Origin of the sequence: Bacillus sp. FDAARGOS_527, assembly GCF_003812125.1 — a bacterium.
Lineage (GTDB): Bacteria > Bacillota > Bacilli > Bacillales > Bacillaceae_G > Bacillus_A > Bacillus_A paranthracis.
On record NZ_CP033795.1, the window covers coordinates 3401932 to 3424482 of the forward strand.

Below are 22551 nucleotides of genomic sequence, written 5' to 3' on the forward strand. Positions count from 1 at the left end.
CTTAAGAAAAGCTTTGGAATGCAACTATACCACATACGGTAAAAAGATAATAGCACCAATTATAACGGCTATTATCGCAAACAATAAAACCGCTCCCGCCGCGACATCCTTTGCGACTTTCGCAAACGGATGTATATCGGTAGTCGCTAAATCTACTGTTTTTTCCACAGCCGTATTTACCATCTCTAAACTCATTACAATTCCTATTACAATAAGTAATACCATCCATTCTACTTTTGTAATATGGAAATAAAAGCCGCAGCATATAACAACAACTGCGGCTAAATAATGAATTTTCATATTTCGTTCATGACGAAGACAAAAGAATATACCGACTATAGCATACCCAAAACTATCTATAAGTTTTCCTTTTTTCATCGTCCTAATCCAAATGCTTCTAAAATTTCTTTTTGTCTTCCGAACATTTCTTTTTCATCCTCTTCTGTCATGTGGTCATAACCAAGTAAATGTAAAAAGCCATGTAACGCTAAAAAGCCAAGTTCACGATCAAAAGAATGTCCATACTCTTCAGCTTGTTCTTTCGCTCTCGGAATAGAAATAATAAGATCACCTAACATACGCGGCATCTCTACACCTACAATTTCCATTTCTCCTTCTCCCATTTCTTCCATAGCAAAAGAAATGACATCAGTAGGCTGATCCTTATCTCGGTAATCACGATTAATCTCGCGAATGCGTTCGTTATCTACAAATGTTACTGATAACTCTGCACCATCCTCTATTTTTTCCATTTGAGCTGCTTTTCCTAATATCTCACGAATTAAATTCACATACTCTTCTTTCACTTCTTCTGTTTCATCAATGAAATCAATTAATAAACTCATTCTTTCTCCTTATCTTCCGGTGGTTCCGGATATGTAATACGCGAATGGAAAATACCATTTAACGTTTCACATAACGTTTTTCCAACGATTTGTAGTTCCTTAAATGTCAAATCACATTCACTAAATTGCCCATCTTGCAGGCGATCTTTAATAATACTTTGTACTAAATTATTAATTTGATCTGGCGTTGGGTGATTCATAGAACGTACCGCTGCCTCAACACTATCCGCAATACCAACTATTGCCGATTCTTTAGAAGTTGCTTTTGATCCCGGATAACGGAACATCTCTTCTGTATATTTTTCTTTATCTTCTTTAATCGCCTTATAATAAAAATATTTCAGGAGCGTTGTACCATGGTGTTGTCCAGCAATATCGATAATTTCTTGCGGAATATGGTATTCTTCAAGCATCTTTACTCCATCGGTTACATGAGCAATGATAATATCTTTACTCGTCACAGGATCTAATTTATCATGCGGATTTTCAATTCCCATCTGGTTTTCAATAAAGAATTGTGGTTGTACTGTTTTTCCTACATCATGATAGTACGCCCCTACACGCGCTAATACACCATTTGCTCCAACTGCTTCACAAGCCGCCTCAGAAAGATTTGCTACCATTACACTATGGTGATATGTCCCTGGCGCTTCTAATAAAATTCTACGCAACAGCGGATGATTCGGACTTGATAATTCCATAAGCTTCATACTTGATACAATTCCAAGTCCACTTTCTAAATATGGTAATATCCCCATAGCCAAAACGGATGAGATAATTCCTGAAAGGGAAGCCATTAATAATTGGGTACCAATTTCAAGAGGCGAAAAATTCCCATTACGTAATAATAATAACGCCGCCAAGACGACTACATTTAAGATTGAAACGAGTATACCAGCTTGTAAAATCATCGTACGACGATTTTTTTCTCTTAAGAAAATGCTCACTGATAATGAACTTAATAACACATAAATGCCTACACTATAATTTAGTGTACTTGTTACTCCTTCATTAAACATAATACTTCCGCACACAGAAAAAATCATACTTGTTAAAAATACAAATCGATCGCCAATCATTAGTTTTACAAGTATCGTTCCCATCGCAACTGGGACAACATACGCAATTCCTGCATATTCAAGCTTTTGAAACAAACTAATAATTTTCATTAAAACAATCGTGATAGACAAAATTGTAATATACGCTAAAATGTACGGTTTGTCTTCTCTTTTCCGCTGTAAAAATACTTCAAACTGTTTATGCATAAAGTATAGTAACACACCAATGAGCACCGCTAATCCAACATAAGGCTGAAAACTATTACCTTTTTCTAATAAACCGACTAATTTCAACTGATTATACATATCACTTGAAATTGTTTCACCTTCTCTAACAATAACTTGTCCTTGAAGAATATAAACAGGTGGAACTAAATCTTCTTCTGCTTTCTTCTTCTCTTTCGTTACAGCCGGATCATAGAAATAATTTGCTGTAATCGCATATGATCCTAGCGCATTCACAGCTTCTTTCAATCCGCTATTCACATTCAGGCTTTTCATTTCATTAACAAATCGCTCTTTTGCTGCCATTTCTTCGGACATTTTAATATTTCCACCCATGATAACGCTAACAGACGTTAAAGCCGCATTCTTTGCTAATTCTAATTGATCCGGTTCTGCATTAATAAAGTATAATAAATTCTCATCCGATAATTCCTTCGTTAAATTAGATGGCAACTTCTTCTTCAACTTTTCTAATTTATTCGCATCGGTCATCTTTTTTTGCTCTTCAGGTCCAGCAGCTTTCATCTCCTGAATTACTTCATTCACCTTAGCAAAAACATCATTTACAATATCTACTCTATTTTGTTTATATTCACTTCTATATGTATATTGATCCCCGACTTTTTGAGCGGCCTCTTGTTTTTTTCTTTCCGTTATAACCTTATCTTCAATTTTAATAGGAGAATGAATTGTTTTTTTCGCAATAGAATACATATCAACATCTAATTGCTCTGGTTTCACATTATTCATAAGTGCAAAAAACAGCACCGCCCCTAATAAAACGTAAGAAATCCAACTTAGTTTTTTCGAATGTTGTAAATTACGAAACCACTTAGAAATTTCTTGAGATCTTAACATGATTTCAATACCTTCTCCTCTCTAGAAATAAAGTGAAACTATTTATAGCTTTCATTTCTTCTAGCCAACGATACTTTTAGGTAACATTTTTATACACCAGTACCTATAGTTTATTTCTCTTATCTTTTATGATAGTAAAAAATATGCCGTTCGCCAACCTTAATACAAAAAGAAATGATCCTGACAAATAGGATCATTCCATTTTATCATATGCCTCAATAATACGTTGTACCAGTGGATGCCTTACAACGTCCGTTTGTTCTAACGTAATGAATGAAAGACCTGATACACCAGATAAAATGTTAGCGGCTAGCGTAAGCCCTGATTTTACCCCTTTTGGTAAGTCTACTTGTGAAGGGTCCCCCGTAATAACCATTTTAGAACTAAAACCTAATCTAGTTAAAAACATTTTTATTTGTGCACCCGTTGTATTTTGCGCTTCATCTAAAATAACAAATGAATCATCGAGCGTACGTCCTCTCATATAAGCAAGAGGTGCGATTTCAATTACACCTCTCTCCATCATACGCTGCGTATATTCTTGTCCAAGAATATCGTGCAGAGCATCATACAATGGACGTAAGTACGGATCTACCTTCTCTTTCAAATCACCTGGTAAAAATCCTAAACTTTCTCCAGCTTCTACAGCCGGTCTCGTTAAAATGATTTTCTTTACATACCCTTGCTTTAAAGCTCTTACAGCCATTACTACAGCTAAGTATGTTTTCCCAGTCCCGGCAGGTCCTATTCCAAATACAATATCATTTTTCTTCATTGCATGAATATATCTTCTTTGTCCCATCGTTTTTACACGAATGGATTTACCTTTTGCCGTTTTAAAGATTTCTTCTTCATATAACTCTTCAAATTGAGCAATTTTCCCTTGTTGTGCGAGCTGAATTGCATACGCAACATCTCTTTCTGTAATTGACACACCTTTTCGAATAACAACAAGTAGTTGTTGTAAGATTTTTTCTACGAGTGTCACAGTTTCAACTGCTCCAGATGCATGAACAGTTTCACCTCTAGTTACGATTGATACATTCAGTTCCCGTTCAATTACTTTCAAATGAGCATCATTGACTCCAAAAAGAGCGATTGCTTCGTTAGTATTTTCCAATTGTTGGTTCATTTCTACTAATTGTTCTGCCATTACTCAGTCTCCTTGAATATCGGATTCGGATATTGGTTGTGGCTCTGCAATATTTTCAATCACAGTATAATGCAAAGTGACTTTTAGTTGATCCGCCTCAACCTCTTTACTCAAAATCTTATCACTTACAATCATAGCATGTTCATCCAATTTTTTCTTTAGTTCTTTTTCGGCCATTTCTTTCGCTACTTTCATTGCCTGTTTTTCTGTATATTCTCGGTTCGCCTCTTCCTCTTCTCGCACTACATCTTTTTCATATGCAATCGGCAGTGTAAAACCAAATAATTTCACATCATGTTTTACACTTTCCGTACGAGAACGTTTATACTTATCATGCTGAAATCCCCATATTTTTATTTTTGTACTCCCAAATGTAAGGTAATGCTCATTATACGTATTACCAGTATATACTTGAAATTGCGTCTTGAGTGGTACATTCACCTCAGATGTGTACCACGTTTCTCCATATACAATACCTTTCGCCGAAACAATGGTTGGACTCTCCTCATTACCGTATATCCCTGATACGAGAAGCTGCCCTTTTTCTACATGATCATTTTTTAAAACGACTGGTTTTCCAACTTCAACAAATGTTTTTGTAACAATCGCTTCTTTTTTTGCCACTAAATTTTGCGGCCTTTGTTCTTTTTCTTTTTTCGGCTCATTTTTTTCAACAATTTTAAAATGGTACGTCGTTCCCCTTACTTCTAATCCTGCCCAAGTAATCGCATTAATATTGTCCGTCAAATGACGTTGTACATCTTCTACACTAGGCATTTGGAATTGTAATTTTCCTTTTTTAATACCCATTTTGTCCAATTCTTTCATCAATATATATTCTGTTTCAGGTTTCGCTCCTGTAATTTCAATTTTCCAAACCATATTCGATAATGCAATCATGCCAAAGAAGAAAATTAAAAAACCAATTAAGAATCCACTATTTTTAATTAAGCGCTTATTCCAAAATGGAAAACCGTAACGCCCAATAAAATATAGTTTACACTCATTTTTTCTATAAATCGGCTTTATTTTTTTCACATCTCGTAATAGCATACAAAAGACTAACGTTTCATCGGCGATTTTCTTAACGTCCCAAACTAATAATTTTCTACGCACACATTCGTTAACAAACCGCTCCGCTCCTCTACCTTCAATTCGTACCTTTACATATCCAAGCCACTTTATAAACCATTTATTTTTCATCTACTACCTTCACTACCTTTCCAAAAGTAGACACACTACTTTTCACTTTAATTAGCAAAATAGCTCGTACGAAAATGAAATAAAGAGTTTTATTTTCCATAAATAGCGGGATAAAGTGAGACTTTAATCAGCCCTCACCAATTGGACTTTAATGGATAGCCCGACCCCCACCTAACTTCTTTGCTTTCGCTGAATTTTGAGGCGGGGGCTTACTGCCCATTAAAGCGGGATAAACTTAAATAGTAGGGACAAATCATTAGAATAAAGAAGAAAAACTTCACATACGGAAGTTTCCCTTACTTCTCTTTCTGTTCGTCTTCTAAAAACGTCACTTGCTCAATTATCCCTTCAAGCAAAAGTTCTTCCGGAAGGATTGTTTTAATAACAAAGGACTGCCCCTTAATTAATAACTGACCATGCTTTAACAACAATCTTACTTCTTTATCTGAAAACACTAATAAACCTCGATGATTTTCTATATAGATATGCACTTGCCCAACAAGCGTGATCCGAGGTAGATCCATTAGCACATCCACTGGTAGGTCTATTTGCTTCGTTAACCAATTCTTCATTTGTTCTAATTTTTTCATCCCAAAAGACCCCCTCTCATCCCATATGTATGAAAAAAGAGCTTGTAATATCACGTCCAAACTGAAAAAAGCATAAAAAAACGTCTCATACGAAATGAGACGTTTTTTTATGCTAATAGCTGGATAACCAGCTTATTCACAAGCGATCCATCTGTTTTACCTTTTACTTTCGGCATAACAGCAGTCATCACCTTACCCATATCTGCTTTAGACGTCGCACCAACTTCAGAAATAACTTGCTTGATTATATCAACTAGCTCTTCTTCCGTTAATTGCTCCGGCAAATATGCGCTTAAAATCTGAATTTCACTTTGCAGTTTATTAACAAGGTCTTCACGACCAGCTTTTTTAAATTCAAGGAGGGAGTCCTTATGCTGTTTTACTTCACGAGCTAAAACTGTTAGTTCCTCTTCTTCAGTAAGAGTATGCTGTAGTTTAATACCTTCATTTTGTAAAGCAGCCTTAACCATACGAATGACGGTTAATTTTTCTTTTTGTTTATTCTTCATCGCTTGTTTCATATCATCGTTTAAACGACCGAGAAGACTCATAACTTACACCCTCTCTTAGAATTTACGCTTTCTTGCCGCTTCAGATTTCTTCTTACGTTTTACACTTGGTTTTTCATAAAACTCGCGCTTTCTTGCTTCAGCAAGTGTACCAGTTTTAGAAACCGATCTTTTAAAACGGCGAAGTGCATCCTCCAAAGACTCGTTTTTACGAACGACTGTTTTTGACATTCTCTTTCCCTCCCTCCGAAACATCACACTTACATACTAACTCCAGCATGCAAAAAGAAACACTTCTTCAGCATGTCTTTTACGATTATAATACATTTTATCACTTCAGGTCAACTATTTGACAGAATAAAAGAAGAATAGATGCTCTTCCTTTTTCAAAAACTATGCAGATAGCTGTTATCTTTTCCCCTGAAGGCAACTATATTTTTGTCATTATACCTTTTTTCATGCAGAAACGTACGGAAAAACTACTCATTTCGTATATTTTCAGTACTTAACTTCTCCACTAAAAAAGAAAGCATGCAAATCGTTTCCATTTGCATGCTTTTTTATCCCGATTGGTGCGGGCTAATAATGAGCGGGGAATGAATCCCACGCTCATTAAAGTTTCACTTTATGCGCTTGCTGATTCCTTTTTCACATCATCTTCAAGGACACGAACAAATTGCGCTTCGTTATATGGATAACCAGCTTTTGTGATTTTTACTTTCACTAATTTACCGATTAATTCTTCTGATCCTTCAAATACAATTTTCAAGTAGTTATCTGTATAACCTACATATAGGCCTTCACGGTCGCCCTCTTTAAATTGTTCTTCTGGAATAATTTCAAGTACTTCTCCTTCAAACTGTGATGCATACTCTTTCGCTAATTGATTAGATAGTTCAATTAAACGGTGAACACGATCATTCTTCACATCTTCAGGAACTTGATCTTCCATACGCGCTGCAGGTGTTCCTGTACGTTTTGAGTACGGGAATACGTGCAACTCAGAGAAGCGATTCTCTTTAATGAAATTGTATGTTTCCATGAATTCTTCTTCTGTTTCACCTGGGAAACCAACGATTACGTCTGATGTAATCGCAAGACCTGGTAACGCTTCTTTCAAACGATCTAAGCGCTCCTGGAAAAATTCCATCGTATACTTACGACGCATACGCTTTAATACAGTATTAGATCCAGATTGCAACGGAATGTGTAAGTGACGTACAACTACTTCAGACTTATCTAACACTTCAATTACTTCATCTGAAATCTGACTCGCTTCAATAGAAGAAATACGAAGACGTTTTAATCCGTCTACTTCCGCTTCCATATCACGAAGTAATCCAGCTAAGTTATAATCTTTAATATCTTCACCGTATCCACCTGTATGAATACCTGTTAATACGATTTCCTTATAGCCTGCATCTACTAATTGCTGCGCTTGTTTAATAACTTCTTTCCCATCGCGAGAACGCATTAAACCACGCGCCCAAGGAATAATACAGAATGTACAGAAGTTATTACAACCTTCTTGTATTTTTAAAGATGCACGTGTACGATCCGTGAAGTAAGGTACATCCAGTTCTTCGTATACACGTGTTTTCATAATGTTGCGGACAGCATTAATTGGCTGACGCTCTTTACGGAATTCTTCGATGTATCCTAACATCTTTTCACGATCTTGTGTACCAACTACAATATCTACACCTGGAATCGCCATAATTTCCGCTGGAGATGTTTGTGCATAACATCCCGTTACACAAATAACCGCATCTGGGTTTTGACGAACAGCACGTCTAATAACTTGACGACTTTTCTTATCTCCCGTATTTGTTACTGTACATGTATTGATAACATATACATCAGCTTTCTTTTCATATTCAGTTCTTTCATATCCACCTTGTTTAAACAATTGCCAAATGGCTTCTGTTTCATAGTGGTTTACTTTACAACCTAACGTATGGAACGCAACAGTTGACATTGATCATCACCCCATCAATTCAAAATGATACGAAGCAGCACTTAACGCGTATAACGGCGCCGTTTCTGTTCTTAAAATTCTTGGTCCTAAACTACATGGTACAAATTTATGTTCACGAAGCGCTGTAATCTCTTCCTCAGCTAAACCGCCTTCTGGGCCAAATACAATCAATAGCTTTTGACCTGGTTTCATCATCGTTAAAGCTTTCGCAAAATTAGATTTCTCGCCTTGTTTCGCTTCCTCTTCGTAAGCAACAAGGCAAACATCATACTCACCACTCATTGACAACAATTGTTTAAACGATGCTGGGGCGTGTACTTCTGGAATTTCACTTCTATGTGATTGTTCCGCAGCTTCTTTCACAATTTTTCTTAAACGCTCAACTTTTTTATCAGCTTTTTTCGCATCCCATTTTACGATAGAGCGAGATGCTTGAAATGGTAAGAATGCAGCTGCCCCAAGCTCAGTTCCTTTTTGAAAAATTAACTCTAGCTTGTCTCCTTTCGGCAGTCCACTTGCAATCGTCACGAAAACAGGAAGTTCACTTGACGTCTCTACCCATTCTACAATAGCCGTATTAATAAATTCACTGGTAATTTCATCAATTGAACATACGGCTGTTTTTCCGTTTACACAGCAATAAATGTGATCACCAGCTGACATACGCATCACTCTTGCTATATGATGTACGTCATCACCTACAATGCGAATACTTGTCTCATTTACATATTTCTCTTCTACAAAATAACGTTGCATATAATCACCTTAGTAGAGTTTCGTTCCTTTCGTAAGCCAATACTTACGAAAAGAACGAAACGTTATCATTTTTCATATAACAAACGGCAAGTCCCTCACCTTATAGTGAGAGACTCCCCTTTTCATTATAGACTAAAATCTATATTACGCATTTCGTGCAATAATTGCTACCCAATCTTCCATTCGCAACACTTCTTCAATTGTAAATCCAGCTTTTTCTAGCGCTTCAGAAATTACTTTTTCCTTTGCAGCAATAATGCCCGATGTAATAAATAATCCGCCTGACTTCACAACTCTTGCTGCATCTTCAGGGAATAAAAGAATAATTTCTGCTAATAAGTTAGCTACGATTAAATCAACAGGACCTTCAATACCCTCTAAAAGACTATTTTGTCCAACAGATACGATATCATCTGTTTTATTTAAACGTACATTCATTTCTGCACTTTCAACTGCAACCGGGTCTAAATCATATGCTTGAACAGAAGACGCACCTAATTTTGCTGCTGCAATACTCAGTACACCAGAACCTGTTCCTACATCAATGATTGTGTTACCTGGTTGTACTGTTTTTTCTAAAGCACGGATACACATCGTTGTTGTTGGATGAGTTCCTGTCCCAAACGCCATACCTGGATCTAATTCAATAATTTTTTCTTCCGGAGAAGATGGTGTATATTCTTCCCAAGTCGGTACAATTGTGAATGTATCAGAAATTTGTACTGGATGGTAATATTTTTTCCAAGCAGTAGCCCAATCTTCTTCATTGACTTCGTTAACGGTAATATTTCCAGTACCAATTTCGATGTCGTAAGATGGAAGCACATCAATAGATGATTTTACACCTGCAATTGTTTCATGTAAAGAATCCGTTTGCGGGAAATATGCTTTTATTAACACACCTTCTGCCGGATACTCATCTGGGTTCAATGCATAAATTTCACCATATTGTTGCTCGCGCTCTTTCGTCAACTCCGCTGGGTCCTCAATCGCAACTCCACTAGCACCAGCTTCATGTAAAATATGAGAGACAGCTTCTACTGCTTCTTCTGTTGTATGAATACTAATTTCTGACCATTTCACAATTTACCAACTCCATTTTTTATTTCCATTATTCCCCTTTGAAAGCACGTTTAAGCTTTCCGAATAAACTATCATCCTGCTCTTCTTGTCCTGCAAATTCACGCAATAAATCTTTTTGCTGTGAAGTTAATTTCGTCGGTACAACAACACGCACGACTACATATTGATCTCCTTGACCGTATCCACGTACGTTCGGAGCACCCTTACCTTTTAGGCGGAATTCTGTTCCTGTTTGTGTTCCTGCTGGAATTTTCAGCTTCACTTTACCATGAACAGTAGGAACTTCTACTTCATCACCAAGTGCCATTTGCGCAAATGTTAATGGCATTTCGCAAATAATGTGATCTCCTTCGCGCTCAAAGAATTCATGATTTCTTACATGAACAACAACATATAAATCTCCTGCTGGGCCGCCATTTACGCCCGCTTCACCTTTTCCAGATACGCGGATTTGTTGACCATTATCGATACCTGCTGGAATTTTAACATTGATTTTTTTACGTTTACGAACTTTACCAGAACCGTGGCATGTCGTACATTTTTCTTTAATGATTTGCCCAGTTCCTGAACAATGACCGCAAGCTTGACGGTTTACGATACGACCAAATGGTGTATTTTGTTCTACACTTACTTGCCCTGATCCTGAGCAATGTTTACATGTTTCTTTTGAAGTTCCTGGTTTTGCCCCGCTACCTTTACAAGTATCACATGGATCTTCTACTGGAATCTCAACATTTAACTCTTTACCAAAAATAGCTTCTTCAAAATCTAAAGTGACTTGATATTGTAAGTCAGCACCTTGGCGCGGAGCATTTGGATCACGACGTCTGCCGCCACCGCCGCCAAAGAATGAACTAAAGATATCTTCAAAACCGAAGCCACCACCGAAGTCTCCTCCGCCGCCAAAGCCGCCGAAGCCTTGATTAGCACCAGCATGACCAAATTGATCATATTGCGCACGCTTTTGATCGTCGCTTAATACTTCGTATGCTTCTTGTACTTCTTTAAACTTTTCAATTGCATTTTCTTCTTTACTTACGTCTGGATGGTATTTTTTAGCCAAACGACGATACGCTTTTTTTATTTCATCTTTTGAAGCACCCTTGCTAAGTCCAAGGACCTCATAATAATCTCGTTTACTCATAAATTTACAACCCCCGAATCTTTCACATAAACGTAATTTTAACACCGAAAGAAAGTGCTTTGCAACAAAGTTTCCTCACTTACAGTATGCAAAGTAAAAAACTTAAGACCCTCACACATTCCTTCTCATTCGTGAAAAAAGCCAAAGCCAAGGCACGCTTGACTTTGACTTTTTGTCATCTTACTTATTATGTTTAAAGTTGAATTACTTGTCTTCTTTTACTTCTTCAAACTCAGCGTCTACTACATTGTCTTTCTTCGCGCCAGCATCTTGTGCTCCTTGTGCACCTTCTGCTTGCCCTGCAGCTGCTTGAGCTTGCTCATATAGTTTAACAGTTAGTTGTTGTACGATTTCTTGTAAAGCGTCTTTTTTCGCACGGATTTCCTCAAGCTCGTTCTTCTCAATCGCAGCTTGTAATGCTTCTTTCGCTTCTGTTGCTTTTGCAACTTCAGCTGCATCTACTTTACCTTCTAAATCTTTTACAACTTTATCTGTTTGGAATACAAGTTGGTCAGCTTCGTTACGAAGTTCAACTTCTTCCTTACGTTTTTGGTCAGCGTCAGCGTTTGCTTCTGCTTCTTTTACCATACGATCTACTTCTTCATCAGAAAGACCTGAAGAAGATTGGATTGTAATAGCTTGTTCTTTGCTTGTTCCTAAATCTTTTGCACGTACGTTAACGATACCGTTCGCATCAATATCGAATGTTACTTCGATTTGTGGAATACCACGTGGTGCTGGTGGGATATCCGTTAATTGGAAACGTCCTAACGTTTTGTTGTCAGCTGACATTGGACGCTCACCTTGTAATACATGAATGTCTACTGCTGGTTGGTTATCAGCAGCTGTTGAGAATACTTGTGATTTACTCGTTGGAATTGTAGTGTTACGCTCGATTAATTTCGTGAACACACCACCCATAGTTTCAATACCTAAAGAAAGTGGAGTTACATCTAATAATAGTACGCCTTCTACATCACCAGTAAGTACGCCACCTTGAACTGCAGCACCTAATGCTACAACTTCATCCGGGTTTACACCTTTATATGGTTCTTTACCAGTTTCACGTTTAATAGCTTCTTGTACAGCTGGGATACGAGTAGAACCACCTACAAGGATAACGCGATCTAATTCACTTGCAGATAGACCAGCATCTTTTAAAGCACGACGAGTTGGTTCTAATGTTCTTTCAACAAGGTTTGCTGAAAGCTCTTCGAATTTCGCTCTTGTTAATGTTAATTCTAAGTGTAATGGACCAGCAGCTCCAGCACTAATGAATGGCAATGAAATTTGTGTTTGTGTTACACCTGAAAGATCTTTTTTCGCTTTTTCAGCTGCATCTTTCAAACGTTGAAGTGCCATTTTATCTTGGCTTAAATCAATGTTATTTTCTTTTTTGAACTCAGCTACTAAGTGATCAATGATAACTTGGTCAAAGTCATCTCCACCAAGACGGTTGTCACCAGCAGTTGAAATAACTTCAAATGTTCCATCTGCTAACTCAAGGATAGATACATCAAATGTACCGCCACCTAAATCATATACTAAGATTTTTTGCTCTTCATCTTGTTTTTCTAAACCGTAAGCAAGCGCTGCTGCTGTTGGTTCGTTAATGATACGCTCAACTTCTAAACCAGCGATACGACCAGCATCTTTCGTTGCTTGACGCTCTGCATCGTTGAAGTATGCAGGTACTGTAATAACAGCTTTCGTTACTGTTTCACCTAAATATGCTTCAGCAGAAGCTTTTAAGTTTTGTAAAATGATTGCAGAAATTTCTTGAGGTGTATATTCTTTACCTTCGATTTCTACTTTGTAGTCTGTACCCATATGACGTTTAACAGACATGATTGTATTTGGGTTTGTAATTGCTTGACGCTTTGCTACTTCCCCAACTTGACGTTCTTCATTTTTGAAAGCTACAACAGAAGGTGTTGTACGGTTTCCTTCTGGATTTGGGATAACCTTTGGTTCTCCACCTTCCATAACAGCTACACAAGAGTTTGTTGTACCTAAGTCAATACCGATAATTTTACTCATGGCGAATCCTCCTACTTTTATGTAAATTATTGATTTACTTTTACCATCGATGGGCGAATTACACGGTCTTTTAATTTATAACCTTTTTGGAATTCTTCCACAACCGCATTTGATTCAAATTCGCTGTCTTCTACTTGCATAACAGCTTGGTGTTCATGAGGATCAAACTGTTTACCAACAGCTTCAATCGCTTCTACACCTTCTTTTGTCATCGCTTCTAACAATTGACGATATACCATTTCCATCCCTTGTAATAAGGACTTCATTTGCTCATCAGTTGCTTCCACTTGCATCGCTCTTTCAAAATTATCAAGAGCTGGCAAAATATCTGAAACAAGACTTTGCGCTCTATATTTTTCAGCAGCCTGTTTATCCATTTGAACACGACGCTTATAATTTTCAAAATCAGCTTGTAGACGTAGCATACGGCCTTCCGTTTCCGTCAGTTTCGCTTGCAATTCATCTACTTTTTCTTGTAAAAGAGCAGCCTCACTTTTTTCTTCAACAGTTTCTTCGCTGTCTTCAGATGTTACGGCTTCTTCAACTTGTGCTTCTTTTACTTCTTCTTTCACTTCTTCTACAACTTGTTCGTTACGCTCTTCCACAATTTTCACCTCCTTAAAAGGTATTAGGTATCATGCATAGCATGATTACCTAAGTATAGTTATATATTACACACAGTGATGTATTGCTTATCACTTGAGCGAATGTATTCTTCTTTATTCTTTATTTTTTTAGTCCATCTGTAATTTGCCTTGTAAATAACTGCAACAAACTAATTACACGAGAGTATTGCATTCTCGTTGGACCTAAAATTGCAATTGTTCCAAGTTGTTCTTCTCCAATCGAATATGTTGCAGAAATCAAACTACAATCTTCCATGGCTGTCGCAGAGTTTTCCCTACCAATTTTCACTTGAATACCAACTTGTTTATGACGCAAAATATCATAAAACTCAGCTTCGTTATCAATCATGGTAAGTAAAGATCTAACTTTTTGAATGTCATGAAACTCTGGTTGCGAAAGCATATTTGCCTTCCCTCCAAAGTATATCTTTTCCGATAACGGAACTTGAAATGTACCATCCAATATTTTTATTGCACTATCGTAATTATGAACATACCCACGCAATACCGTAACAATCTCCTTAAAGATTTTATTATGGAGTTCCGACATTGGTACGCCCGATAGCTTTTCATTTAAAATATTAACCATTTTTTCTAAATCTGATAAATCAACAGATTCCGGAACGGTAATCGTTTTGCTTTGTACATGCCCTGTATCCGTTACAATAATAGCGACTGCGGTTTGACGATCAAGCGGAACAATTTGTACGTTTTTAAGTTTATTTGTGCTTAACTTCGGTCCAAGAACAATGGCCGTATAATTTGTAAGCTCTGATAAAATTTGAGCTGATTGTTGTGCAATCTTTTCCGCTTCAAAAATTCTTTCAGCAAATAAATCTTTAATTTGTACAATTTCATCGTTCGGTAAATTTTGCGGCGCTAAAAGATGGTCTACATAAAATCGGTATCCTTTTTCAGAAGGAACACGTCCAGAAGAACTATGCGTTTTCTCAATAAATCCTAGTTCCTCTAAATCAGCCATTTCATTTCGTATAGTAGCTGAACTAAATGTAATTTCATCTTTTTTAGCCAACGTCCTTGACCCAACAGGTTGCGCTGATCCAATAAAGTCATCAATAATTGTTTGTAAAATTAAGAGCTGACGTTCCGTAAGCATCTCATCATCACCTCTGTTAGCACTCTTTGTCTTCGAGTGCTAAATCTATTAATAACTTACCAAAATTGACATTCAATTGTCAACGGAAACGTCACGAAATAATGAAACTTTTTCACGTTAATGGAACATTTAATTAGTCAATCAAAAATGATTGGAATACTTCATTCCCTAATAATTTTCCTTTTCGCGTTAAACGAACATATCCATCGCTCTCTTCAAGCAATCCTTGTTCTTGGTTGTTTTGTAACTGCTTCGCGAAAACTTGATCCATTTCCATATTAAATTTCTTTTGAAACGCTATTTTAGATACACCTTTTGTTTTTCGGAGTCCTAAGAACAACTCTTCTTCCATTTTTTCTTTCTCCGTCACCACGTGAACATCTAAATACGGAAATCCGGTTTCATCGATTTTATTGAAATATTGCTTGAGCGGCCCTACATTTTGGATACGTTCTCCATTTACATAACTATGCGCCCCAGCTCCAAATCCATAATACTCTTCATTATTCCAGTATGTGAGATTATGTCTACTTTCATTATTACCTTTTGAGAAATTACTAATTTCATACTGGGTATAGCCATGTTTCTCCATTTCATCCATTACCATTTCGTACATTTTCGCTTCATGGTCTTCACCTGGTAGTCTTAATTTCCCTTTATTCATTAAGTTATAAAACACAGTTTTCGGTTCCACAATTAATGAATATGCCGAGAAATGTTGTACACCAAGCGTAAAAGCAATATCTAACGTTTCTTTTACATCTTCTATCGTCTGTCCCGGCAGAGCATAAATAATATCTACATTTATATTTTTGAAGCCCACTTCCTGCGCTTCTCTAATTGCTACAAACGCATCTTCTCTCGTATGCTTACGTCCAATTTTCTCAAGCAATTCATCTCGAAATGTTTGCACCCCAAAACTAATTCGGTTCACTCCACCTTCTAGCAATACATTTAATTTCTCTTTCGGCAAATCACCTGGATTCGCTTCAAATGTTAATTCACAATTCGGGGCAAACGGACGTAAACGACGATTTATAATATTTAATAATTTCTTTGTCTGTTCCATATTTAATGCTGTTGGAGTTCCCCCGCCAACAAAAATCGTTTTCATACTATCAAACGGTACCTTTTGAACTGTATTTATTATTTCTTTCTCTAAATACTCTAAATATTGATCGACCGGCTGGCGTTCAATAAACACTTTATTAAAATCACAATAGTGACAAATATGCTGACAAAACGGAATATGAATATATGCAGCTTGCACCAAAAATAACTCCTACCTTTCTAAAAAGAAAACCTCCACGCTCGGGAGGCTTCTTTTACTTCTCTAACGTATTACGAATTTGTTCCATTCGCATTTTTCCCCAATCATACATCATTTCAACGATTGGTAAAAGCGACATGCCTAATTCCGTCATATAATATTCCACTCGCGGTGGAATTTCTGGGTATACTGTTCGATCAACAATCCCATCTTCCATTAACTCTTTTAATTGGTTTGATAAAACTTTATGAGAAATGCTCGGAAATAATCGCTGTAATTCACTAAAACGATGAGGCCCTTCCACACCAAGATGCCACAATATCACAACTTTCCACTTTCCACTAATAATAGAAAGCGTCAATTCCTTTTCACAATTAAAATTGCCATTTTGTATTTTTTCTTGAATATCTTTTCGAATATTTTCGGACATTAACAAACTCCTAACTTTATATGAACTAAAAAGCTCTCTCACTATTGTAAATGAGAGCTACTCAGATGTCTAAAAAGTAATTATACGTAAAAAAGAAGCCGCATAAACGACTTCTTTTTTCATTCCAACTATTAGTTGTCATCCATTTTCAGTACAGCCATGAATGCTTCTTGCGGTACTTCTACAGAACCAACAGACTTCATACGTTTTTTACCTTCTTTTTGCTTATCAAGAAGTTTACGCTTACGAGAAATGTCACCACCGTAACATTTCGCAAGTACGTTTTTACGCATCGCTTTAATTGTAGAACGCGCTACAACTTTGTTTCCGATCGTCGCTTGAATTGGCACTTCGAACTGCTGTCTTGGAATTAATTCTTTTAATTTTTCTACGATTACTTTACCACGGTCATATGCTGAATCACGGTGTACGATAAATGATAGAGCATCGACTTGCTCAGAATTTAAAAGAATATCCATTTTCACAAGTTTAGATGGTTTGTAACCAATTAACTCATAATCAAATGATGCATATCCTTTCGTATTTGATTTCAACTGATCGAAGAAGTCATATACGATTTCTGATAATGGGATTTCATATGTCAAAGTAACACGCGTTTCATCTAAATATTGCATATCAATAAACGTTCCGCGTTTACCTTGGCAGATTTCCATTACAGCTCCAACATAGTCATTCGGAACCATAATTGCTGCTTTAACAAATGGCTCTTCAACACGATCAATTGTCTGTGGATCCGGCATATTAGACGGGTTATCGACAATCATGTCTTCACCATTCGTTAAGAATACTTTATAAATAACACTTGGCGCTGTTGTAATTAAATCAATTTTAAATTCACGTTCAATACGCTCTTGAATGATTTCCATATGAAGAAGTCCTAAGAATCCACAACGGAAACCAAATCCTAGCGCTTGAGATGTTTCTGGCTCAAACTCAAGAGCAGAATCGTTTAATTCTAATTTCTCTAGCGCATCACGTAAGTCGTTGTAACGTGCAGAATCAATCGGATATAAACCACAGAATACCATTGGGTTTAATTTACGATAACCTGCTAACGGCTCAGCTGCTGGACGTTTCGCGTGTGTAATCGTATCACCAACGCGTGTGTCACCAACATTTTTAATCGATGCCGCTAAGAAACCTACATCACCTACTGTTAACTCATCACGTTGCGTAGTTTTCGGTGTAAACACACCTACTTCTGTTACTTCAAATTCTTTTCCAGTTGCCATCATACGTACTTTATCGCCAACTTTTACCGTTCCATTTACAACACGGATATACGCAATTACACCGCGGTATGGATCATATAAAGAGTCAAAGATCATACATTGTAACGGTTCTTCTGAATCACCTGTTGGTGCTGGCACTTTTTCAACGATTTGTTCTAAAATCTCTTCGATACCAATCCCAGCTTTTGCCGAAGCAAGTACAGCTTCTGATGCATCTAACCCAATTACATCTTCCACCTCTTGGCGTACACGCTCTGGGTCTGCACTTGGTAAATCGATTTTATTAATAACCGGTAAAATTTCTAAATTGTTATCAAGCGCTAAGTATACGTTCGCTAACGTTTGCGCTTCAATACCTTGCGCTGCATCTACTACAAGAATTGCACCTTCACAAGCCGCTAAACTACGAGATACTTCGTACGTAAAGTCGACGTGTCCTGGTGTATCAATTAAGTGAAGAATATATTCTTCGCCGTCTTTTGCTTTATAGTTTAATTGTACTGCGTTTAATTTAATTGTAATACCACGCTCACGCTCTAAATCCATAGAGTCAAGCAACTGAGCTTTCATTTCACGTTGTGTTAACGCGTTTGTTTTCTCTAAAATACGGTCTGCTAACGTTGACTTTCCGTGGTCAATATGAGCAATGATAGAGAAATTACGAATTTTGGACTGTCTTTTTGCTCTTTCTTCTTTGTTCATCTATGTTCTCAACTCCTAATAGTCTCGCCAATATACACTAGCACTGATTATATCAATAGAGCAGCAAAGATTCAATGAAAACTCGTGCTGCTTACAATACAAATCATTCTATTTATATCTTATGCGAACAAACCATAAGAGACAAACCTTTTTCAAATTAAAGAACGGCTGTCTTACAAACCTGTAAAACAACCGTCCTCCGTTTGACTCTTAACTAAAAATCCCTTTTACTTTCCCAACAACTATATCTGTTCCAAACTTTGTTATTTCATAGGCAACGCTTGCTATCGCCATACCCATTCCTTCTACAATATTAAAACTTTTTAAGCTTTCTAATTGTTTTTGTTTTTCAGTAGCGGAAAACGAACCTTCCAAAGTTTCTGATTCAGTGGCCTCACCTTTTGTTCCTGTCATATGAGCGATTTGTTCATACGACATTTGCTGATAACCTTTCATACTTTTCAACCCATGATTTGCAAGTGCCACCCCTGCTATTACCATAAGTAAGCATATAGCCACACTACATATACATAAAAGCGAAAAGCGGCTTACATGATTATCGTCACTTCCCATCAATGTGTATATGCTCCTGTATTATCTTGGTCAATTTGATGATGCAGCGCTGCATTTAAACCACTTGCTATTACATTTGCCATATCCTCTATGAAAGCATCCACTTCTTTCGGAGTCACCATTAAATTATGACCAAGAGGAGATAACACTTCATAAATTAATTTTCTCTTCTCTTCATCTTCCAGTGTACCTACAGCACCTAAAAACATATTCCGGCTCTTTTCATCCGGCATATCCTCTTCTGTTAATTTTTTCTTTTCTCCAAATGTAAAACCAGCCGGCAACAAAGATCGGGAAGGTTTATTTCCTTCTTTCATCTCCCGGCCAAAATGTTTCAAAATAAAATCAATTGTATCGCTTGTAATCGAAACGGCATCCACCACAGTCGGAACACCAATTGCGATAACAGGAATACCTAATGTTTCTTTACTGAGTTCCTTACGTTTATTCCCAACACCCGACCCTGGATGAATTCCTGTATCAGAAATTTGTATCGTACTATTTACCCTTTCAATAGAACGAGCAGCTAATGCATCAATTGCAATGACAAAGTCTGGCTTTGTCTTCTCAATGATTCCATAAATAACATCGCTCGTTTCAATTCCTGTAATCCCCATTACCCCCGGCCGAATTGCACTAACAGGCCTAAACCCTTCTTCTACACTTTCAGGTTGCAATTGAAACAAATGTCTCGTTACCAATACATTTTCTACAACTATCGGTCCAAGCGCATCCGGCGTTACATTCCAATTTCCAAGACCAACAATTAAACAACTCGCTTCTTTCGTAACGCCAACCTCTTCTAAGAAATAAGAAAATTCTTTTGCAAAAATACGCTCTACTTTTTGTTGCAGCTCCGTATCTTGTTGACGTATACCTTGTACTTCAAGCGTTAAATAATTTCCAGGTTTTTTACCCATCGATTCCGAGGCAACTTCATCAATCGTTACTTTCGTAATGGTAATACCTTCTTCTTCCCTCTCTTTTACAACAACTCCTTGTATCCCTTGTTGCTCTTCTTGGCGCTCTTGCAGCATTTGATGTGCCTCTACAGCAAGGTCCGTTCTAACACTATATTTACTTAAATCTAGTGGTTCTTTCATCGTATCTCCTCCGTCATTCATAGTAAATATCGTTAGATTTCCCAAAGTTATATAAGGTCATTCTTTCCTTTACGTGAAATTTCATGGATATACTATTGCAATTCTCTTCACCGTTTGATAGAATATCACTTGTTCTATGTTATGAATCGAGTCATTCGATTGCACCAGGGAGGTGAAAAGTATGGCAAACATCAAATCTGCTATCAAACGCGCTAAACTTAGCGAAGAGCGTCGTGCACATAACGCTTCTATCAAGTCTGACATGCGTTCTGCTGTTAAAACTGTAGAAGCTTTAGTTACTAATAACGATCTTGAAAATGCTAAAGAAGCTTTCAAAACTGCTTCTAAAAAACTTGACAAAGCAGCTCGTAAAGGTCTTATCCACCAAAACGCTGCAGCTCGTCAAAAATCTCGCTTAGCGAAACAAGTAAACGCGTAAGGCGTTTAAAAAACGATCCATTCGGATCGTTTTTTTATATACAAAAAAGTTCACGCTCTTAGCACGTGAACTTTTTTTGTTTCATCACATATGATTTAACCGCATTAAGAAAAACTCGAGCACAAGTTTTTTATCCATTTTTCCCGTTTTCATACTATAATCAGCTTCCGCTAATTCCATTATCACTTTTTTTAATTCTTCAAAAGAGAAAAACTTCGTTTGATTCATCGCTAATTTTACACGATATGGATGCACACCAATATGAGACGCGATTTGATTTTGGCCGTAACCACGCTGCTGTAACTCTTTCACTTGATGCAGTAAACGGAATTGACTTACTAATAACGCAAGCAATTTAATAGGTTCCTCCTGCTGCGTAAATAATCCATCCAAAATTTGCATCGCACCCGCGATATCTTTTTTCACCACTTTTTCTGTCAAAGCAAACACATTTTGTTCAACTGATTTTGGTACAAGCTCTGCAACGAGTTTTGGTGTAATCTCTCCGCCCATACCGACGTATAACGTTAACTTGTCCATTTCCTTCGCCAACATTGTTACATTACTTCCCACAAGCTCTAACAACAAACTAACAGCCGCATGATCAATATGCACATGTACTTCATCCGCCCGAGCAACAATCCACTTCTGAACATCCTGCACTTGCATTGCATTCGCTTCTACTACATCCGCTGTTTTCTTTAACAGTTTAGTAATTTTTTTTCGTTCATCAAGCTTTTCGTAAGGCGCAACAAAAACAAGAATAGAAAAGGGAGAAGGTTCCCCGATATATTCTTCTAAAATTTTTATATTTTGTTCCAATTTTTCTTTTTGTGAAGTTAAAAAGAGCGGTGATTTTATTAATAGCACTTTACGTTCTCCGAAAAAAGGAAGTGTACGTGCATCCTCAACCACATCTTCTAAATACGCTTCTTCTAAATCATATGTAACAACATTAAACTCGCGATCTTCCTCTTCAAGCGCTTCTGTTGTAATAAGCTTTATCGTTTCATTTATAAAAAACGCTTCCGTTCCATACAGTAAATATAATGGAGCAAACTGCTTCTTTTTAATCTTTTTATGTATATCACTCATACTTTTTCCTACTCCCTAACTTGGCAATATATATTTATACTAATGCCCTAGCTTTTGTTTTACAAGTACAAAGGAACAGGCAATATAACCCGTCCCTTTATTTATATTAAACGCCACGCAATAAGCCCCGGGTTTCTTATTGGTGTGCGGTAATCACCTTCCCTTTATTATTCGCAATAAAAATTCGAGTATAAGTGCCAACTGTTAACATGCTTGGAAACAAAAATTCACATTACTTCATGATCTAAAAGTAGTAAAAACGCTCTATTTCTCCTCACATGGAAATTGTAGATTTTTTTCTGACAATATTTTATACTAAAGTGGAATGTTGGGGAGGGATTCTAAATGAATGATTTTGAACAAAACGTTCAAAGTAAACGCAATGACGCTATTGATTCAGGGGTAGGATTTATCGTCTCATTTGGTTTTTTCGCAACACTTTTCATCATTGCAACTGTTATTAAATTTATCGGTTCTTAAAGACTGCTGCTTACTGGCAGT

Annotated in this window: 23 protein-coding genes; 2 read left to right on the forward strand and 21 right to left on the reverse strand. The window is 37.0% G+C overall.

Translation table 11 applies throughout. The features are described from left to right. Positions 1-24 precede the first annotated feature (24 nt). From EGX95_RS20300 to gpr, 20 genes are all read right to left on the reverse strand, one after another. Positions 25-378, reverse strand: a complete 354-nt coding sequence (locus tag EGX95_RS20300; RefSeq protein ID WP_000715482.1) for a diacylglycerol kinase family protein — start codon at positions 376-378, stop codon at positions 25-27. Next, the gene (gene ybeY / locus EGX95_RS20305; protein ID WP_000054692.1) at positions 375-845 is read right to left on the reverse strand and encodes an rRNA maturation RNase YbeY; all 471 of its coding nucleotides are present in this window, start codon (positions 843-845) and stop codon (positions 375-377) included. The genes EGX95_RS20300 and ybeY overlap by 4 nt, the downstream gene beginning before the upstream one ends. After that, positions 842-2986: an HD family phosphohydrolase gene (locus tag EGX95_RS20310; protein WP_000946450.1), complete on the reverse strand. Its 2145-nt coding sequence runs from the start codon at positions 2984-2986 to the stop codon at positions 842-844. The genes ybeY and EGX95_RS20310 overlap by 4 nt, the downstream gene beginning before the upstream one ends. 193 nt (positions 2987-3179) lie before the next feature. Then, on the reverse strand, positions 3180-4139 hold the full coding sequence (locus EGX95_RS20315; RefSeq protein ID WP_000840516.1) for a PhoH family protein: 960 nt from the start codon (positions 4137-4139) through the stop codon (positions 3180-3182). Positions 4140-4142: 3 nt separating this feature from the next. Continuing rightward, the gene (gene yqfD, locus EGX95_RS20320; protein ID WP_000792485.1) at positions 4143-5342 is read right to left on the reverse strand and encodes a sporulation protein YqfD; all 1200 of its coding nucleotides are present in this window, start codon (positions 5340-5342) and stop codon (positions 4143-4145) included. A 296-nt stretch (positions 5343-5638) separates the two neighbouring features. Next, entirely contained in the window at positions 5639-5932 is a 294-nt protein-coding gene (gene yqfC, locus EGX95_RS20325) for a sporulation protein YqfC (protein WP_000732266.1), read from the reverse strand. A gap of 107 nt (positions 5933-6039) precedes the next feature. Then, on the reverse strand, positions 6040-6483 hold the full coding sequence (locus EGX95_RS20330) for a GatB/YqeY domain-containing protein (RefSeq protein WP_000054571.1): 444 nt from the start codon (positions 6481-6483) through the stop codon (positions 6040-6042). Positions 6484-6498: 15 nt separating this feature from the next. Further along, entirely contained in the window at positions 6499-6672 is a 174-nt protein-coding gene (gene rpsU / locus EGX95_RS20335) for a 30S ribosomal protein S21 (protein WP_000048061.1), read from the reverse strand. A gap of 394 nt (positions 6673-7066) precedes the next feature. Then, the gene (mtaB, locus tag EGX95_RS20340) at positions 7067-8419 is read right to left on the reverse strand and encodes a tRNA (N(6)-L-threonylcarbamoyladenosine(37)-C(2))-methylthiotransferase MtaB (protein WP_000108677.1); all 1353 of its coding nucleotides are present in this window, start codon (positions 8417-8419) and stop codon (positions 7067-7069) included. 6 nt (positions 8420-8425) lie between these two features. Next, on the reverse strand, positions 8426-9175 hold the full coding sequence (locus EGX95_RS20345) for a 16S rRNA (uracil(1498)-N(3))-methyltransferase (RefSeq protein WP_001190163.1): 750 nt from the start codon (positions 9173-9175) through the stop codon (positions 8426-8428). 144 nt (positions 9176-9319) lie between these two features. Next, entirely contained in the window at positions 9320-10258 is a 939-nt protein-coding gene (gene prmA / locus EGX95_RS20350; RefSeq protein ID WP_000872107.1) for a 50S ribosomal protein L11 methyltransferase, read from the reverse strand. A gap of 28 nt (positions 10259-10286) precedes the next feature. Continuing rightward, positions 10287-11402 carry a chaperone protein DnaJ gene (gene dnaJ, locus EGX95_RS20355; protein ID WP_000043935.1) on the reverse strand — a complete coding sequence of 372 codons (1116 nt, stop codon included), beginning with the start codon at positions 11400-11402 and terminating at the stop codon, positions 10287-10289. 204 nt (positions 11403-11606) lie between these two features. Next, positions 11607-13442: a chaperone protein DnaK gene (gene dnaK / locus EGX95_RS20360; protein ID WP_000034690.1), complete on the reverse strand. Its 1836-nt coding sequence runs from the start codon at positions 13440-13442 to the stop codon at positions 11607-11609. Between the two features lie 26 nt (positions 13443-13468). After that, positions 13469-14047, reverse strand: a complete 579-nt coding sequence (grpE, locus tag EGX95_RS20365) for a nucleotide exchange factor GrpE (protein WP_000392720.1) — start codon at positions 14045-14047, stop codon at positions 13469-13471. Between the two features lie 121 nt (positions 14048-14168). Then, positions 14169-15185: a heat-inducible transcriptional repressor HrcA gene (hrcA, locus tag EGX95_RS20370; protein WP_000954950.1), complete on the reverse strand. Its 1017-nt coding sequence runs from the start codon at positions 15183-15185 to the stop codon at positions 14169-14171. Positions 15186-15318: 133 nt separating this feature from the next. Next, positions 15319-16458, reverse strand: a complete 1140-nt coding sequence (hemW, locus tag EGX95_RS20375) for a radical SAM family heme chaperone HemW (RefSeq protein WP_025991619.1) — start codon at positions 16456-16458, stop codon at positions 15319-15321. 52 nt (positions 16459-16510) lie between these two features. Then, complete coding sequence (locus EGX95_RS20380) at positions 16511-16885, reverse strand: winged helix-turn-helix transcriptional regulator (RefSeq protein ID WP_001293546.1); 375 nt, start codon at positions 16883-16885, stop codon at positions 16511-16513. Positions 16886-17016: 131 nt separating this feature from the next. After that, positions 17017-18840 carry an elongation factor 4 gene (gene lepA, locus EGX95_RS20385; protein WP_001030953.1) on the reverse strand — a complete coding sequence of 608 codons (1824 nt, stop codon included), beginning with the start codon at positions 18838-18840 and terminating at the stop codon, positions 17017-17019. 210 nt (positions 18841-19050) lie between these two features. Continuing rightward, positions 19051-19413 carry a YqxA family protein gene (locus tag EGX95_RS20390; protein WP_000534316.1) on the reverse strand — a complete coding sequence of 121 codons (363 nt, stop codon included), beginning with the start codon at positions 19411-19413 and terminating at the stop codon, positions 19051-19053. After that, entirely contained in the window at positions 19413-20516 is a 1104-nt protein-coding gene (gene gpr / locus EGX95_RS20395) for a GPR endopeptidase (protein ID WP_000662638.1), read from the reverse strand. Before gpr ends, EGX95_RS20390 begins: the two co-directional genes overlap by 1 nt. Before the next feature lie 181 nt (positions 20517-20697). Between gpr and rpsT the strand changes: the two genes are divergently transcribed. Beyond that, positions 20698-20955: a 30S ribosomal protein S20 gene (gene rpsT, locus EGX95_RS20400; RefSeq protein ID WP_001274011.1), complete on the forward strand. Its 258-nt coding sequence runs from the start codon at positions 20698-20700 to the stop codon at positions 20953-20955. 84 nt (positions 20956-21039) lie between these two features. Here rpsT and holA read toward each other — a convergent pair whose 3' ends face one another. Further along, positions 21040-22050 carry a DNA polymerase III subunit delta gene (holA, locus tag EGX95_RS20405; RefSeq protein WP_001279920.1) on the reverse strand — a complete coding sequence of 337 codons (1011 nt, stop codon included), beginning with the start codon at positions 22048-22050 and terminating at the stop codon, positions 21040-21042. A gap of 345 nt (positions 22051-22395) precedes the next feature. Here holA and EGX95_RS20410 point away from each other — a divergent pair, with 345 nt between their 5' ends. After that, positions 22396-22530, forward strand: coding sequence for a YqzM family protein (locus tag EGX95_RS20410; protein ID WP_000997609.1), 135 nt, complete (start codon positions 22396-22398; stop codon positions 22528-22530). Positions 22531-22551: the final 21 nt, after the last annotated feature.